Consider the following 17,640-nt stretch of genomic DNA (forward strand, 5'->3'; position numbering starts at 1 on the left):
CCCAACCAATATAATGAAAAAGAAATATCTAGACCCAAGCAAAAGCTTGAATTAAAATTTCGAGTACAAAGTTACTATTATTTTTATCAAAAAAACAAAGCTTTTAACTAAAAAGGAATATTTTGTTACAAAGTTTTGTTTTTATATTTGTAAAAAAAATCGAAATAATGAAAAAATTCCACCTTTTCTTACTAACAAGCTTTGTCGTATTAAGCAGTTGTATCAGTACACGAAACACTATTCGAAACATAGATAATAACATAGCTGGTCCCTCACTCGATGAGAAACACAATAGTTTTATTATTACAAAGAATGCCTCTGATAAAAAATATGCTTTTACTGAGTTTTACCCTGTAAATGTAGGCTTTACCTCAATAGAAGATGGGGAAAACAACCAGAAACGTTTTTTAAATGCTTTGGCCGGTCCGAAAGGAGAAACTATTTCTTATAAATTAATAGAATCTTGTTGCCCTTTCCCTACTAATAGAGCGGATATAGGCGCAGGTATGTTAGATATTTATGAAATAACCTACCCTGGACAAAACAAACCAGTTTTAGTTTATTTAAACAAATATGAAAAAGGCGAATTGATGATACCGGTAGGATTTACCGCAAAAAAATAAGAAAACAGGGGAATTTGAAACAAAAAGATTGTTTTTTTGATTCCCCTCTTTAAGTCATATTACATTCCGTAGGTCAAATAATTATACACTAAATTTTTTTGTTCCTCCGTAATTTTTGCTTTAGGAGCCATACGATTTACTGTTTTTACCCAACCTGTCTTATCATGCTTAGATGCGGGAAACAATTTATGACACTTTGCACAATTGTTTTCATACATCATTTTTCCTTCTGTAATTTCAGTAGGCAATTCTTTAACAACGTCCTTTTTACTTTCTACAGAGGAAATAGGGTAGATTGCTTTTTTGGAACATGAAAAAAGAACGCCTCCTAAAACAATAGCTCCTAGTATTTTTTTATCTAACATAATCTGTTTTTTTGATTTTGGTAAATATAAAAAATCCCCCTTTTTTTAAAGGTGGGATTTTTAAATTATACAAATATAAAATTTAGTTCTTATTTCACATCCATTAATTCAACGTCGAATACTAAAGTAGCATTTGGTGGAATTACTCCTCCTGCTCCTCTATCGCCATATCCTAAATACGATGGAATTACAAAACGGGCTTTATCCCCCACTTGCAACAAAGCTATTCCTTCGTCCCATCCTTCAATCACGTGCCCCTTTCCTAATGGAAAATCGATAGGTTGTTTTCTTTTGTAAGATGAATCAAAAACTTGACCATTTTCTAAAGACCCTTGGTAATGTACAGAAACTGTTTTCCCTTTTTCTGCTTTCTTCCCTTCCCCTTTTTGAATAATTTTATAACGTAATCCGCTTTCTGTTTTTTCAAAACCTGCAGATAATTTGTCTACCGCTTCTTCTGCCAAACGTTTTGCTTCTTCTAATCTCTTTACACGTGACCCCTCAAATGTACGAAAAGCTTCAATAGCATTCCATTTTTCAGCTTCGGCACCTACACGAATAATTTCAATTGACTCAATTAAATCTTCTTGTACCACTGCATCTACTACCTCTTGCCCTTCTACAACATGACCAAAAACAGTATGCTTACCATCTAACCAAGGCGTTGCGACATGTGTAATAAAAAACTGAGATCCATTAGTCCCTGGACCCGCATTAGCCATAGATAATACCCCAGGACGATCATGCTTTAAGGAAGGATGAAATTCATCATCAAATTTATACCCTGCATCGCCTGTTCCTGTACCTAGAGGACATCCTCCTTGGATCATAAAATCGGGAATAACACGGTGAAATTTTAGTCCGTCATAATATTTTTGCCCTTGAGACTTAACTGAATTCTCTAAATTTCCTTCTGCTAAACCTACAAAGTTACCAACAGTTCCAGGAGTTAAATCATGTGTTAGCTTCACCAAAATAGCTCCTTTAGAAGTATTAAATTTTGCGTAAATACCGTCTTGCATCACTTTATTTTATTAAATTTGAGGAACAAAATTACGATTTTATATTCAAATGAACATCAAAATAATTAGCTATAACTCTAAATATAAAGAAGATTTCGTCAGACTCAACAAAGCATGGCTGGAAGAGTATTTTTATATAGAACCACATGATATTGCTACTTTTGAAAATGTAGAACAAGATATTATTCAAAAAGAAGGGATGATCTTTTTTTGTTTGATTGACAATGCCGTTGTGGGTACTGTTGCAATGATCAAAACAAACCCTTTGACTTATGAATTAGCAAAAATGGCAGTAGATAAGAATTTTCAAGGAATGAAATTAAGCCCATTATTAATGAATGCTTGTATTGATTATGCTGTTTCTCAAAAAGCGAAAAAAATATTTCTTTTATCAAGTACGAAACTAATTCCTGCTCTTAATTTATACCGTAAATTCAATTTTATTGAGGTACCATTAGATGAAACCGATTATGTAAGGGCTGATATACAAATGGAACTAAAGTTATAAATCATGGAAGACTTAAATTATTTAGAAATAAACAGAAAAACTTGGAACGAAAAAACAGCCATTCACATCAATTCTGATTTTTATGACACGACTTCCTTTTTAAAAGGGAAATCTACATTAAATGATATTGAATTAAAGCTCTTAGGAAATATTCAAAACAAGAGTATTTTGCACTTACAATGCCATTTTGGTCAAGACTCTATGTCTTTACAACGAATGGGAGCACAAGTAACAGCAATTGATTTATCTGATAAAGCAATAGAAACCGCTCAATCTTTCAATGCTCAATTAGGATTAAACACACGTTTCTTTTGTTGTGATGTATACGACAGTCCTAATCATATTCAAGAAAAATTTGACCTTGTTTTTACTAGCTACGGAACTATTGGTTGGTTGCCCAATTTAGATAAATGGGCTCAAGTAGTTTCTCATTTTTTAAAACCTAATGGTCAATTTATTTTTGTAGAATTCCATCCTGTTGTTTGGATGTTTGATAATGATTTTAAAAAAATATCCTATAATTATTTCAATATAGAAACCATAATAGAAGAGGAGAAAGGAACTTATGGCGATCGAGATTCTGATATAAAGACAAAAACAATATCGTGGAATCATCCAACGTCAGAAGTATTAAACGCGTTAATTAAAAATGGCCTCCAGATTAATTCTTTTGAGGAATACGATTATTCTCCTTATAATTGTTTTAATCAAACAGAAGAATTTGAAAAAGGGAAGTTTAGAATTAAACATTTAAAAAATAAAATCCCTATGATATTCAGTCTAACAGCTAGTAAAAAATAGAACTTAAGACAAAACTCTATACAAACATTATAAAAATACAACATCCAATGAAAAATATATTTATTCCTTCAGACAATGAAGAATTAATAAATCGTATTGCAAAACTAACACCCGAAACGCAACCCTTATGGGGGAAAATGACCGTAGATCAGATGATGAAACACTGTATTGCTCCAATAGATGTTGCTACAGGTGATTTAGTTTTAAAAATCCCTTTTTTAATGAGTTTATTAGGCAAATTAATGAAAAATAAAGTCCTAAATAACAAGTTTAAACACAATAGTCCTACCGCGCCTCAATTTATTTTTAAAGAAAAATATGATTTTGAAAAAGTAAAATCAGAATTAATTGAAAAAACACGAAATTTTCAAAACGGAACCGAAGTTATCAAACTCGCCTTTCATCCTTTTTGGGGCAAATTAACAAGTGAAGACTGGAACAAACTCCAATGGAATCACTTAGATCACCATCTAAGACAGTTTGGTGTATAATTCAAGAAGCAACAATTATTTAAAGTTAACAGAAAGTTTGTAACTTTGCAGCTTTTAACTTTTTGACTTAAAAAATGCGTATTGATATCATAACCGTTTTACCCGAGCTCATGCAAAGCCCTTTTGAAGGTTCTATTATGAAAAGAGCGATCCAAAAGGGATTAGTAGAAGTTCATTTTCATAATTTAAGAGATTACACCTCTGATAAACGTCGTAGCGTAGACGATTATCAATTTGGAGGCGGTGCTGGTATGGTTATGATGATAGAACCTATTGATAAGTGTATTTCTAAACTAAAAGAAGAGCGTACTTATGATGAAGTTATTTACATGACTCCTGATGGTGAAACATTACGTCAGCCATTAGCCAACAAAATGTCTATGTATAAAAATATTATCATTCTTTGTGGACACTACAAAGGAGTCGATCAAAGAATACGCGATTTACATATTACAAAAGAAATATCTATAGGAGATTATGTTTTGAGTGGCGGCGAAATTGGAGCTATTGTTTTGTGCGATGCCCTTATACGTCTAATACCAGGTGTTTTAAGTGATGAAACTTCAGCACTCACTGACAGCTTCCAAGACAATCTACTTTCTCCCCCCATCTATACACGCCCTGCCGAATACAAAGGAATGAAAGTACCTGATGTCTTACTTAGTGGACACCAAGCCAATATTGACAAATGGCGTGAAGAAAAAGCATACGAACACACTAAAAACAGAAGACCTGATCTTTTAGATAATTTATAATAGGCTTTGTGAAACCAAAAAAATAAGTTTCACAAAGCCCCACTTTTTATTTACGTCCTTTAAAATCATTCATCGCATCATAAATACCCAATACATTATCCATAATCCACTCATAAACAGATAAGGGAAATATCCCTTGTGCTAAACGAATAAACCAGTATGGTAAAGGCATTGCTAAGATTCGAGTTCTTTTTTCTATAGCGCAAATAATTTTTTCGGCTGTTTTTTCGGGTTCTAATATGGGCAATACTTTTGACTGAACTCCATCAAACATACCTGTATTAATATAATACGGCATAATAGTGGTTACAGAAACGTCTTTTGTTTGTTCTAGCAACTCTAACCTAAGACTATCACTCCACCCCACAACTGCCCATTTAGAAGCTACATAAACTGACATTTTAGGACTGGATACCAATCCAGCCGATGAAGCAATATTACAAATAGCACCATAATTTTGAGCTAACATACCTGGTAAAAACACCCGTGTTGTCTGCATCAGAGCCTCAGCATTAATCAACAGCGTACGAGATATTTCACTAGTTGTATGATCTAAAAAGTGTTTCCCAACTACAATTCCGGCATTATTTATTAAAATATCTATTACCCCTATTTCTTTTTTTATTTGATTCGCCAATGTTACTATCTCTTCTATATTTGATAGATCAACAGTATAAATCTTTATTTTTGATTCGAAAATAGCAAAATCTTTTTTTAATTTTTCTAAGCCTTCTTTATCTATATCCCAAATAATTATTTCTGATACACCTCGTTCTAAGGCTTTCCGAACCATTATTTTTCCTATTCCCGAAGCTCCTCCGGTAATAAGTACTTTTTTATTTTCTAATGTTATTCTTGACATTAATACTTCTTTTTTTAATATTTACCCCTTATTGTATTGAGTTTTCCGATGAAAACGAACAGCTCAAATAAGATAAAAATATAGATATATTTTCTTATAAATGTAATTTTAATAAATTAAAGAAAATAGAATCATTTTTATTTATAATAAATTTCTAATGTGTATGTAATACGGATTCAATCTCGGTAAAATATTTTCTTCTTAAAAAAAAGTGATTCCTTTTGAATCTCTTTATCGAAGAATCATAAGAAATCACTCTAAAATAATAGTTCATTAAACAAAGAACTATTTATCCTAAAATCCCGAAAGAATTTACTTTAAAAAACTCTATACCATTTATCCAATCCTAACGCAAAGCCCACAGAAGTATTTGCTGGTAAACTAATTACTCCTGTAAGATTTGTATTAGTAGTCCCCATAACTACATTATAAGATGACCCTCTATGAATTACTACCACATCACCGTATTTATGTCCTGCCGCAATAGCATTAGCAGCTGTCGGAAGTATAAAATCTGCTAAAGTAGTATTCGTTTGAAGATTACCCGACCAATTACCATCATACTCTTCATAAGTAGTTAAATCAGCAGGTAATGTATACGGAAACGCTCCTGTACAAGAACAGCTATTAGGCATATATCTTTTTTCGTTTATCTTTGTTACCAAATCACCATTATTGTCTACCACTAAATTCTTAGTTCCATCTCCCGTTGTAGATGTTGCGGCAACGTTAGCCCTTTGTTGTGTTAAACGAATTGGAGGGGTTCCTAAAACACCTGAATTAATTTCTACTCTTCTTGAAGGAGTACTAGTTCCTATTCCAACATTTCCTGCATTAGTAATTCTCATTCTTTCATTAAAAAAAGGAGTCAAGGCAGTTCCTGTAGAAAAGATTATTGATTTTGTATTATTTGCATTAGCAATGTGCATATCTTGTCCGCTTCCTACATAAGACACATCATTTGCTCCTCCTATATTATACGCTGTGGGAAAGTTAAACCCTGAATTATTAATTCCCATCCAAGCAAAACCAGAAGTAGCAGTCCCGTTATTAGCTGTAGCTGAATACCCGCTTTGAGCTTGAAGCCCTGAACTTGTATTTTGAACATTAAATTGAAAAAAATCATTAATATTTCCTGTTGCATTTACAACCGTTTGAACCCCTGTCGTTCCAGCCGCTACATCAAGTTTGCTCGCAGGAGATGCCGTTCCGATACCTAAATTCCCGTTACTTAACAACCTCATTCTTTCCGTATTATTCGTACGAGTTACAAAATCAGCCGCATCTGTAGTTCCTACAAAATTAGTTGAGGCAGAAGTCCCCGTATTTCCTGTTAAGGCCCATTGTGAAGGACCTGAACTAGCTTGGCTTGTTAATAACAACCAACTTGAACCGTTCCAATAATAAAATCCAGGAACCACATTATTAGGTGCTGTTCCTGCCGTAGCTGTATTGTACACAATGGTTCCCGTTACGGGTGCTCCTCCTCCTTGTGGATTTACTACTGGAGCTGACGCATTTGAAGATGTTAGAGCTACTTGAGGAGGAACAAAACCATTTGTTGAAGAGTTTATCTCTAACGCCCCCCTAGGCTGATCTGTTCCAATCCCTACTTGACCAAAAGAATAAGACGAAACAAAGAAAAAAAATAATGTTTTAAGTAATCTCGTACCCATATACTTATCGTTTTAATATTTTATTAAAAATACCTTTTAAAGTTTGCGAAATATACAAATTTTCTACAACATCTAATATTCCCTAAATTTATTTACATTTCGTATCTAAAAGCACAACTAAAAAGACCTAACTACGGCTCCATTCTATAAAAATTATTTTAGGGATACTTCTCTATTTTCGCCCTATTTTGTTTTCTTTTCTTATTCTAAAATATTTAAATAAAAAAACTACTTTAAATAGATCTAAAAAACCTATTCCCTTTTCTTTAATTCATAACCATAACATCAAAATAGAATTGCCCTGCCCAGCAAGATACTGTTCCATTCCCAAGCGTATCATTCCTAGTAATATTAACGGTAATAGAAGATTGCGATTTTGCCGCATAATTTAAAGAAAAGGTATCAGGATATCCACTATTATTAAGGGCATTAAATATGATTCCTTTAGGGTTGAATGGTAATTGTGGTGAAAAATTATATCTAACCTGTAATCTTTCTGCACTTATTGGAAAACTCGCATTAGAGGTTTGTTTTGATAATACGGTCCAAGTTACTGTGGTATTTACACCACTTATGGTTGTTACAAAAGAACCCGTTGAATTTACCGACACATTAGCACATATAGGTATTATCATCCCCTGAAAAGCAGAAATTAAGGGTAAATTACTCGATTGCCAAGTAGCATTTCCATTTGCATCGGAAACTAACATTTTACCACTCCCTTCACTACCGTCTACAATTCTTAATGCGGGAGAACCTGTACTGTTAATGTGTAATTTTGTTGTAGGATTAGTAGTTCCTATTCCAACATTTCCTGCATTAGTAATCCTCATTCTTTCATTAAAAAAAGGAGTCAAGGCAGTTCCTGTAGAAAAGATTATTGATTTTGTATTATTTGCATTAGCAATGTGCATATCTTGTCCGCTTCCTACATAAGACACATCATTTGCTCCTCCTATATTATACGCTGTGGGAAAGTTAAACCCTGAATTATTAATTCCCATCCAAGCAAAACCAGAAGTAGCAGTCCCGTTATTAGCTGTGGCTGAATATCCGCTTTGGGCTTGAAGCCCTGAACTTGTATTTTGAACATTAAATTGAAGAAAATCATTAATATTTCCTGTTGCATTTACAAGCGTTTGCCTCCCCGTAACTCCAGCTGCTACATCAAGTTTAGCTGTAGGAGAAGCCGTTCCGATACCTAAATTCCCGTTACTTAACAACCTCATTCTTTCCGTATTATTCGTACGAGTTACAAAATCAGCCGCATCTGTAGTTCCTACAAAGTTAGTTGAGGCAGAAGTCCCCATATTTCCTGTTAAGGCCCATTGCGAGGCCCCTGAACTAGCTTGGCTTGTTAATAACAACCAACTTGAACCGTTCCAATAATAAAATCCAGGCACCACATTATTAGGTGCTGTTCCTGCCGTAGCTGTATTGTACACAATGGTTCCCGTTACGGGTGCTCCTCCTCCTTGTGGATTTACTACTGGAGCTGACGCATTTGAAGATGTTAGAGCTACTTGAGGAGGAACAAAACCATTTGTTGAAGAGTTTATTTCTAATGCTCCTCTAGGTTGGTCTGTTCCAATCCCTACTTGACCAAAAGAATAAGACGAAACAAAGAAAAAAAATAATGTTTTAAGTAATTTTCTATACATATTGTAATTGTTTTTAATACTCGGCAAAATTACTGTTTAAATACACAAACACACAAATAAAAAAATAAAACACTAGAAAACAACCAGTTACCATAAAAAAACAAATAAAACATAGGAAAAAACTTAAATTTAAACTTGTTGTCAAAAATAAAATACACTAAAAAACTTCTCAAATCAATTATTTTATATCTATTTAAACCCAAATTATGCGTTAGCCTTTCGGATCAAGATGAAAAAGACAAAGAAGTTAAGAATAAACAGCTTTTTTTACCAAAACTGTAGTTTTATCACCTTGAGAACAAAAAATGAAGTGGTTTTTTAATTTCAAAGTCGTTTTTATCTGTAATAAATTTCTAATGCGTAATCTGGGTTAAATTCAAAAAACACTGCCATACTTATAAAACAAGAGATACTAAAATAAATTCTACACAAATTGAATTGTCTTTTTAAAACGGAATAATTATCTTTGCGGCTTAGTTTGATCAACCTCTGGCGAGAATCGTGCATGTTGCTCAGGTTTTAACTTAATAATTTTTATAAAAATGTCAAGTTTATTAGATTTCGTAAACAACGAATTAGTTGCAAAAAATGATTTTCCTTCATTCAAAGCGGGGGATACTATCACTGTGTACTATGAAATTAAAGAGGGTGAAAAAACAAGAACTCAGTTCTTCAAAGGAGTAGTAATCCAAAGAAGAGGTACTGGTGCAACTGAAACTTTTACAATCCGTAAAATGTCAGGTGCTGTAGGTGTTGAGCGTATCTTCCCTATCAACATGCCAGCGTTACAAAAAATCGAAGTTAACCAAAAAGGTAAAGTTCGTAGAGCTCGTATCTTCTACTTCAGAAACCTTACTGGTAAGAAAGCTAAAATCAAAGAAAGCCGTAAATAATCTTTCTTTAACCCATAGAAAAGCTCCGGATTTCGGGGCTTTTCTATTTTTAGGACAACACAGAGATAAACACCGTTGTCAAAGATGAACTATAATAACACAAATTATCACTGATCTCACAGATGAACCATGTGATAACACTAATTTCACGAATGCGTACGAATGACTCTCAGATAAATCTGAAGCAAAAAAAAACCTAGTAACACAGATTTTCAAAACCAACCACCATTTAACAAACTTTTGAACCTTATACACAACAGTAGGTCACGCTGAGACACGAAGTGTCTAAAACACGATTCTAACGAAAATGCAAAAACATCATTTTTACGGTTTCCCGTAAGCGAGGTATTATTTATTTTTATAGTTTAGCGGTAAACAAACTAAAAGCTACGGAACTTCTGAAGAAGCTCGGGTTGAACACAAGATGCGCAAAAGAAATATATAGTTGCGTGTATTTGTGAGTTAGATGTCACCCTAAACCAGAAAAAGTGTTAAATTAAACAGATAAAAAATGACCAGACAACCCAACAAACAAAGCCAACACTTTACAGCTCATTTTCTTATGCCCCAACCCGCACAACAACTATTTAACAACCGAAATTAGTAGAGAAAGATAAATGTCAGGAACAAAGAAAGAAAGTCATTGGATTCCCTTAGCCGACCTTATGACGGTTTTAATGATAATTTTTCTATTTATGTCAATTTCTTATATGGCATTGGTAGAAAAACGACAAAAAGAACAAAACCAAATATTCAAGGATTACGAAGAATCAAAAGTTGTATTATATAATGAATTAAATCAAGCATTTAAAGCCGATTTTGCGAAATGGGACTTAAAGCTTGATAATGATTTATCAATTAAGTTTACTAATCCTCAAGTATTATTTCAGACTGGAAAATCTGACATTACACCACATTTTCAAACTATCTTAACGGATTTCCTTCCAAAATATTTATCAGTTGTATTGCAGAAAAAATACAAAGACAAGATTGCTGAAATCAGAATTGAAGGTCATACAGATACAAAACCAATCGGACTTTCTGGCGATCCTTACATTGACAATATGAAACTTTCGCAAGACAGAGGAAGAAATGTTTTAGCTTTTTTACGTTCCCAAAACTGTTTTATCAACTTACAGCAGACCGAAAAAGAAAGATTGCAATTTTGGCTTACAGCTAATGGACTTTCTTATGGTCGTACAGTTGATAAAGATTATAAAATTTCCTTCGACAGTAAACAGCCAATCGACAACGATAAGTCAAGAAGAGTAGAATTTAGAATAGTAACCACAAGTGAAGCAATCATAAACGAAGCACTTAAAAACATAAATAAATAATGAGTTTTGAAATAATATTTGGAATTGGAGTAATCCTCATGGTTGCCATTTGGGCAGCTAACTATATTAATAAGCGAACAAAAGAAAACAACAATGAACATTTGTTTGATTTTATACCTCATCTATTCCCTACGCTTGGGATACTATTTACATTTTTAGGTATCGCAATCGGTTTGTGGAATTTTGACAGCAACAATATTGAAAAAAGTATTCCAGAATTGATGAATGGGTTAAAGACCGCATTTCTTGTTTCGATATTTGGAGTTGCTTTATTGGTTGGATTCTCATTTTGGACAACCATAAAAAAGAAAAAATTAGAAGAAGGTGTTTTAAGCGAAGAAACACAAGCAATCAACAATCTAATTAACGCAATTAAAGAATTGAGAAACGATTTTGTTTCGAGTGATGAAAATGGAAACACTATTAAACCAGGCAATGTTTTCCGAGATATTTACAAAGAATCCCAAAAGCAATCAAATGCTTTGCAAACTTTTTCATCTGATTTAGCACTTACAATTTCAGCGGGATTTGAACAAATTTTGAATAATCCAACAGAGGGTGTGGTAGCTGAATTAAAATTAGTGAAAGCCGAAATTGAGAGTTTAGGCAACAAACTCAAAGACCCTGCAACCGATATGACCCAAAATATTGTAAAAGAATTGCAGGAATCAATGGGTAAAATGATTGAAGAATTTAAAACTTCAATGAGTGGCGACACCAAAAATGAAATGGAACGATTGGCAGGATTACTTAGTCAAGCAGGTGGTTCATTAACAGACTTCCCTTTGAAATTGCAAAATATGACCGATAACCTCAATGAAAATTTCAGAGGTTTACAAGAAGTGGTTCAGCAAATTTCTAAACAAACACTTTCTCAATCCGAAGAATCTACCAACCAAATGAAAATGCAGGTTGAAGATATGAGTAAGATATTGAGAGAACAAGTCGGAGGGTTACAAACTGGACAACAAACACTGTTAACCGAACAATCTAAAAACCTACAAGTTTCTGAAAATCTTTTGAGTGCTTTCAATACAAGTATTGAAAAAATGAACGGACTTTCAACAGAAGTAAACGGTAGCATTTCAAAACTTAATCAAGCTCAATCAGAATTGGAAAAGGTTATTTCAACTTTCAGAAATGTTTCGCAGGAAATAAACACATCATCAAGCAAATTTGGGGAATCGCAAAATGAATTTTCAAAACACTCAAACCAGTTCTTACAAAATAATTCCAACACAATTACAGAAATTCAAAAATCTTTAGAAATAGCAAAAGCTGTTTCTGCCGATTACGCACAGAAATTTGAAATTATAGAAAAAGGATTGCAAGACATTTTTGGAAAAATAACAACTGGATTGAAAGATTATCAAGCTACTGTTGGAGGAAGCCTTGAAACTTATTTGGGCAAATACACCGATGCTTTGACCAAGACAGCGGAATCACTTGCAGGGGCTTCATCAAAACAAGAAGATATTTTGGAAGAACTAACCGAACAGCTTAGTAAATTAAACGGACGAAGAAACTAATATGCCGACAACGCAAGACATATTACAATTTCATTTTTCACCGACTACATTTCAGCACTCGGCACAAAAGATTATTCCAATTACACTTACATCTTTGAATGAACATAGAATTGACAAACTTCAAAAAATTACACAAGAAGTTGGGGTAAATTCTTTTTCGTTTTCAGCAAACAATCTTATTCCACAAGTTTTTAGAAAATTCAAAAAATCTATCATTAGTAAAGATAAAAGTTTTGAACGGAGAGAATTAAGAACGCTTACTTATTCCTTAAATTATTCAGAACAAAATTTAACTTCCATTTTCAGCAATGAAAATGAGTTGAAATATGCTTTGACTTTATTAGAATCAAACTGGCGTGATTCATTTTTAGTTGGTTTGATAGATTGCTTTTTGAAGAATTGGGAAACAAAATATCCGAAATCATTAGAACAATTAGAGCATTTTATCAGTCAAAAATTAGAAAATTATTCAGGAAATCGAAGTGCATTAGCTTCATTCAAAAACAACAAAAGATTTTTCAACACAAAAAATGGAGATTTGATTTTAGGGGACACTGTAGCAAAACTTAATAAGCCAATTCAAGAAGCTACAAAAATACTAGGTGTTCCTGAATCGTGGTTTGATTATGCCTACTTCTCTAAAGTTATTGTAACTTATTACGAAAGAAACAAAAATAATATATCAAATGAAATTGATAATTTGAATCAAGTCTTAATTAAACATAATAGTTCAACTACAAGCAAAAGATTAATCAGCAAAATAATTATTCAAGCCAATAAGCCTGAATTTTCTAACCTACAAGACAGCATAAAAAAGATTGCCTTTACTCAAATAGGCGACCCAAGCAATGTTTCCAATTGGACTGCGTTTGACAATGCGACAGAAATGGAGCGAAGAGAAATTATTGAAGCGAGAAATATTCTCAATGAATGGATTACACAACAGTTTATTAATGTGTTTTTCAATGTCTGTATCAACAACGAAAGACGCAAAAAGTTTTGGCTTCGTTTTGCTTCTAAAATTTCATCTTTCAAAGTTTACGGTCCGCTTCACACAAAGAATCTTCTAAAACGAGATGAAAGGATTGCCGAATATGTAGATGCAAGATTTGAAACAGTTTCCAGCAAAAGAGATGTTTCTGCATTCATATTGTACATTGGCGATTATATGTTGATTGAATTTAGCAACGAAGGCTACGCCTTCTATGCTTATAAAATCAACAGCTCGTTAAGACCAAGTCTAAACTACCAACTAAATAGTGTAGACGATTTGCGTAATGGTTCAATGCCAATGGCAGTTCACAGTGATAATTACTACGATTACTTTAACGATGAAGGGAGATTGACGCACAGAGATGGTAATCAAATTTGGGAAACAAGATTTAATAGCTGGATGAACAAAAAAGTATTCGAATGATCTTAAAATATTTACAAGACGACAGTAAGTTTTCTTTTTACTTCCTAAACGAATCAGGAAGCCAAGTTCCTGTTTCAGGATGGGAAAAATTACAAACAGAATTTTTATCACAACTTGCAATTCTTACGGAATTACACGACAATGGTTTAGCAGATTATACGGACAACACTTGTGAAATTGAAAGTATTAATCTTTTAAGGTTAAACGATATAGATAAGCAAATATTGGATTTGCCAAACGGTTATCCGTATGAGATTTTTGTAGAATCAAACGGAACTTTAACTCACAATTCTTTTAAATTCAAATATGGATTTTATGATTTTGCACCTAACGGCACAAGATTAAAAACTAACCGTAACGGAGCAATTATAAAAGTTGAAGAAAACGAATATTTACTATCAGAAAACCAATTTTCACTCTGCCAAGCAATTGATGAATTTAATAGTTTATCAGAAAGCGAAAAAGGAAATGTAACCAATCTGAAAAAGCTTTCGGAACTAAAATCGTTATCAAAAGAAAGTGGTACAACATTAGAGCATTTTCTTAACAATCAAGAGCTGTTTATTCCTGAAAAAATAAAATTAGACATTGATTTCAATAACGGAGTTCTTGAAATTTTACCTACGTTAGAAATTGACAATGCAATAGGTTTTACAAATACGTTTGATAAATTGCCCATGATTCGGGATGTTTATCCAGTATCGGGAAATAATGGCGAAACAACGAGAGTTGTGATTTCTGAAAATCAAAAGAATGAACTTCAAAAAGTAAAAGCGAATAGAAAAGTTTCAGACCTTAACGACATTCAAAAAATTATTGAACATCCCGAATTGTTTTTTGATGATGATGTAATTGACTTTACTGTTTTTTACAGCGAAAGAGTAAAAGAAATTGGCGTTTATAGTCCAAAGTTCTACCCTTTTGCAAGTCCATATAAATCACAATGGATTCCGGGCATTGTACTAAAAGATAAAGTTCACGGAGAAAAGAAAATTTATTTCAAAACACCTGAAAAACTAAATGACTTTATTGAGCAAAAGGAAAAAGCTATAAAAGAAAAAAAGCAAACCGTTGAATGGGAAAACGCTGAAATTCGAATAGAAGATGCTGAAAAATTTATCAAGACTGCAGAACAGCAATTTGAAAATCCAAACAGACCAATAAAACAAGAGAAGAAAACCGACCACGAAGTTCTGATTATCAAAGAAAATGCAGAACTAACTGAGTTTATCCAAAGCGGAGAGCTTTTTAATAAATTCAATCTTAAATACTCAGCTATTAATAATTTGTCGGATGGTTTGGAATTAAAAAAACATCAAATGGGTGGTGTTGCTTGGCTTCAAACATTAATAAAAGAAAAGCAGCCCGGAGGTTTACTCGCTGATGATATGGGATTGGGGAAAACATTACAACTACTATATCTCATTGAATGGCATTGCCAAAATTATGATGACAATAAACCTTATTTGATTGTAGCACCAGTCAGCTTACTTGAAAATTGGGAGAATGAGTATCAAAAGTTTTTTAGTCCACAGAATTTACCATTGTGTAAACTGTATGGCGGCGTATCGTTAACAAAAGAAAATAACCCAATTCAAAACCAACAAGATGCAAAACGGCTACAATTCAAACAAATTATTTTAACTAATTATGAAACACTGAGATCGTACCAAATCAGTTTAGGTTTGGTTGATTTTGCCATTATTGCATTAGACGAAGCACAAAAAATAAAAACGCCAGGAACACTTATAACAAATGCATGTAAAGCATTAAAAGCCGATTTTAAGATTGCAATGACAGGAACGCCAGTAGAAAACACCTTGGTTGATATTTGGTGCTTAATGGATTTTGCAGTTCCGGGACTTTTAGGCAACGCAAAAGATTTTGCGAAAGAATACCAAAAACCTTTGAGTAATGAGAATACAGATATAAAAGCATTAACGGAACAACTTCGAAATAGTATAGGTGACTTTATATTAAGAAGATACAAGAAAGATGTTGTTGATTTACCCAACAAACACGACAACGAAAAATCAAGAATAAAAAAGGTTATGCCGTCCGTTCAATTAGAACGATACAAGCAGGAAATTGAAATGGCAAATGATTCAGAATTGGAAGGGGTAGAAAGAAGAAATCAAAAATTAAAATCACTTTGGGCAGTTAGAGACATTTCAGACCATCCTTATTTATTGGAAAGTCAAATATTGAAGTTTTCGAGCGATGAACTTATAAACAGTTCGTCTAAACTGCAAACTACCATTGGGATTTTAGCAAATATAAAATCTAAAAATGAAAAAGTAATTTTATTTGCTGACAGACGAGAAACTCAAAAGATGTTGCAGAAAGTTGTTTACGATGCTTTTGGAATTTTCACAAGCATAATAAACGGAGATACACCTACAACAAAACAACTTGAAGGAAAATCCAAACTAAGCCGACAACAAACCATTGACCGTTTTCAAGAAGAAGAAGGATTCAATGTAATCATTATGTCGCCCATTGCAGCAGGTGTTGGCTTGAATGTAACAAAAGCCAATCATATCGTTCATTACACACGACATTGGAATCCTGCAAAAGAAGAACAAGCAACTGATAGAGCGTATCGGATTGGACAGCAGAAAGATGTATTTGTATATTATCCAATGGCTGTTTTCCCAGATGATATGAAAGATGAGGGGGGAAGCAGGTTGAAATCTTTTGATGAAATTCTTGATATATTATTGAACAATAAAAAAGCATTAGCAAGTAGTACATTATTCCCAACAGAACAAGCAGAAATCACACCTGATGAACTATTTGGAAATATTTTTGGAATAAAAACCGAAAGTAAACCGAAGATTCAAACTCTTACAGACATAGACCGTTTGACCCCCAACTTGTTTGAAGCAACAATTGGAGCATTATATAATAAACAAGGTTTTGAAGTTTATCTAACTCCGTATTCCAATGACAAAGGAGTTGATGTTGTAGTTTTAAAAAATGGAGAAAATTATCTTATTCAAGCTAAACAGACAAAATCATTAGTTGGAAATGATGCTATACAAGAAATTTGTACAGCAAAAAAATATTACGAAGACAGATTTAAAGAACAATTCCAACTGCTAACAATAACGAATAATGATTACAGTTCATCAGCAACATTATTAGCAAAGTCTAACGACATAACATTACTAAACCGTGGACATCTTGAAAATTTAGTAACTGATAATTGTATAACTATTCAAAACATTAACAAAATCGAATCGCAACGAATGACAAGAATCTAGCCAATGTATTTGATAGCACATTTGTATTTATGGAAAACGCACAAAACCAATCAAAAATATAAAAGTGATATCAAACCAACAAAACAGACAAAAAATGAACAGATAAAAACATACAAACAAGAAGGGTAAACAACTAATCTGTAATAGACCACCCTACCCCCAATAAGAACAAGGAGGACCTCTCCCACCAACCTTGGCATAAAAACTCAATAACTCTTCTTTATTTCAATAACTCATTAAGACCTCTCCTTCATAAAACCCTTGAGTTTTTTTTAAAAAAATAAAAACCCACACAGCGTTGTGAGAAAAAAAATCATCCTCTAAGAAACTTCTGCTTTGAAAGAAAAAATACTTTTCACTAATTCTCCTAAACAATCTGTTTTTCAATAAATAAATTACTACTGCAAAAAGAACATCTCTCAAAACCCTAACCG

At 33.0% G+C, this 17,640-nt stretch carries 15 protein-coding genes; 10 read left to right on the forward strand and 5 right to left on the reverse strand.

The features are described 5' to 3' along the window. The first annotated feature begins 167 nt into the window (after positions 1 to 167). A complete protein-coding gene (locus tag B0A78_RS05500; RefSeq protein ID WP_014166539.1) occupies positions 168 to 623 on the forward strand; it encodes a hypothetical protein in 456 nt (151 codons plus the stop codon). A 59-nt stretch (positions 624 to 682) separates the two neighbouring features. Here B0A78_RS05500 and B0A78_RS05505 read toward each other — a convergent pair whose 3' ends face one another. Together B0A78_RS05505 and B0A78_RS05510 are read right to left on the reverse strand one after the other, a co-directional pair. After that, entirely contained in the window at positions 683 to 988 is a 306-nt protein-coding gene (locus B0A78_RS05505; RefSeq protein WP_065213201.1) for a c-type cytochrome, read from the reverse strand. Between the two features lie 89 nt (positions 989 to 1,077). Then, a complete protein-coding gene (locus B0A78_RS05510; RefSeq protein WP_014166541.1) occupies positions 1,078 to 2,010 on the reverse strand; it encodes a peptidylprolyl isomerase in 933 nt (310 codons plus the stop codon). Between the two features lie 49 nt (positions 2,011 to 2,059). Here B0A78_RS05510 and B0A78_RS05515 point away from each other — a divergent pair, with 49 nt between their 5' ends. The 4 genes from B0A78_RS05515 to trmD all read left to right on the forward strand — a co-directional run bounded on the left by B0A78_RS05515 (position 2,060) and on the right by trmD (position 4,565). Next, positions 2,060 to 2,518, forward strand: a complete 459-nt coding sequence (locus B0A78_RS05515) for a GNAT family N-acetyltransferase (RefSeq protein ID WP_014166542.1) — start codon at positions 2,060 to 2,062, stop codon at positions 2,516 to 2,518. A 3-nt stretch (positions 2,519 to 2,521) separates the two neighbouring features. Further along, on the forward strand, positions 2,522 to 3,319 hold the full coding sequence (locus B0A78_RS05520) for a class I SAM-dependent methyltransferase (protein WP_014166543.1): 798 nt from the start codon (positions 2,522 to 2,524) through the stop codon (positions 3,317 to 3,319). A gap of 47 nt (positions 3,320 to 3,366) precedes the next feature. Then, the gene (locus B0A78_RS05525; RefSeq protein ID WP_014166544.1) at positions 3,367 to 3,810 is read left to right on the forward strand and encodes a DUF1569 domain-containing protein; all 444 of its coding nucleotides are present in this window, start codon (positions 3,367 to 3,369) and stop codon (positions 3,808 to 3,810) included. 74 nt (positions 3,811 to 3,884) lie between these two features. Then, complete coding sequence (gene trmD, locus B0A78_RS05530; protein WP_014166545.1) at positions 3,885 to 4,565, forward strand: tRNA (guanosine(37)-N1)-methyltransferase TrmD; 681 nt, start codon at positions 3,885 to 3,887, stop codon at positions 4,563 to 4,565. Between the two features lie 46 nt (positions 4,566 to 4,611). Here trmD and B0A78_RS05535 read toward each other — a convergent pair whose 3' ends face one another. From B0A78_RS05535 to B0A78_RS05545, 3 genes are all read right to left on the reverse strand, one after another. After that, positions 4,612 to 5,427, reverse strand: coding sequence for an SDR family oxidoreductase (locus tag B0A78_RS05535; protein ID WP_014166546.1), 816 nt, complete (start codon positions 5,425 to 5,427; stop codon positions 4,612 to 4,614). Between the two features lie 317 nt (positions 5,428 to 5,744). After that, positions 5,745 to 7,103, reverse strand: coding sequence for a hypothetical protein (locus tag B0A78_RS05540; RefSeq protein WP_065213200.1), 1,359 nt, complete (start codon positions 7,101 to 7,103; stop codon positions 5,745 to 5,747). Positions 7,104 to 7,369: 266 nt separating this feature from the next. After that, positions 7,370 to 8,764 carry a hypothetical protein gene (locus B0A78_RS05545; RefSeq protein ID WP_065213199.1) on the reverse strand — a complete coding sequence of 465 codons (1,395 nt, stop codon included), beginning with the start codon at positions 8,762 to 8,764 and terminating at the stop codon, positions 7,370 to 7,372. A gap of 542 nt (positions 8,765 to 9,306) precedes the next feature. Between B0A78_RS05545 and rplS the strand changes: the two genes are divergently transcribed. The 5 genes from rplS (at position 9,307) to B0A78_RS05570 (ending at position 17,206) form a co-directional block, all read left to right on the forward strand. Next, positions 9,307 to 9,657, forward strand: a complete 351-nt coding sequence (gene rplS / locus B0A78_RS05550) for a 50S ribosomal protein L19 (RefSeq protein ID WP_014166550.1) — start codon at positions 9,307 to 9,309, stop codon at positions 9,655 to 9,657. A gap of 617 nt (positions 9,658 to 10,274) precedes the next feature. Beyond that, positions 10,275 to 10,994, forward strand: coding sequence for an OmpA/MotB family protein (locus B0A78_RS05555; protein ID WP_065213198.1), 720 nt, complete (start codon positions 10,275 to 10,277; stop codon positions 10,992 to 10,994). Next, entirely contained in the window at positions 10,994 to 12,523 is a 1,530-nt protein-coding gene (locus B0A78_RS05560; RefSeq protein ID WP_065213197.1) for a hypothetical protein, read from the forward strand. Before B0A78_RS05555 ends, B0A78_RS05560 begins: the two co-directional genes overlap by 1 nt. A gap of 1 nt (position 12,524) precedes the next feature. Continuing rightward, the gene (locus B0A78_RS05565; protein ID WP_065213196.1) at positions 12,525 to 13,940 is read left to right on the forward strand and encodes an EH signature domain-containing protein; all 1,416 of its coding nucleotides are present in this window, start codon (positions 12,525 to 12,527) and stop codon (positions 13,938 to 13,940) included. Further along, positions 13,937 to 17,206, forward strand: coding sequence for an SNF2-related protein (locus B0A78_RS05570; protein ID WP_065213195.1), 3,270 nt, complete (start codon positions 13,937 to 13,939; stop codon positions 17,204 to 17,206). The genes B0A78_RS05565 and B0A78_RS05570 overlap by 4 nt, the downstream gene beginning before the upstream one ends. The last annotated feature ends 434 nt before the right edge of the window (positions 17,207 to 17,640 follow it).

Origin of the sequence: Flavobacterium columnare NBRC 100251 = ATCC 23463, assembly GCF_002530675.1 — a bacterium.
GTDB classification, from domain to species: Bacteria; Bacteroidota; Bacteroidia; order Flavobacteriales; family Flavobacteriaceae; genus Flavobacterium; species Flavobacterium columnare.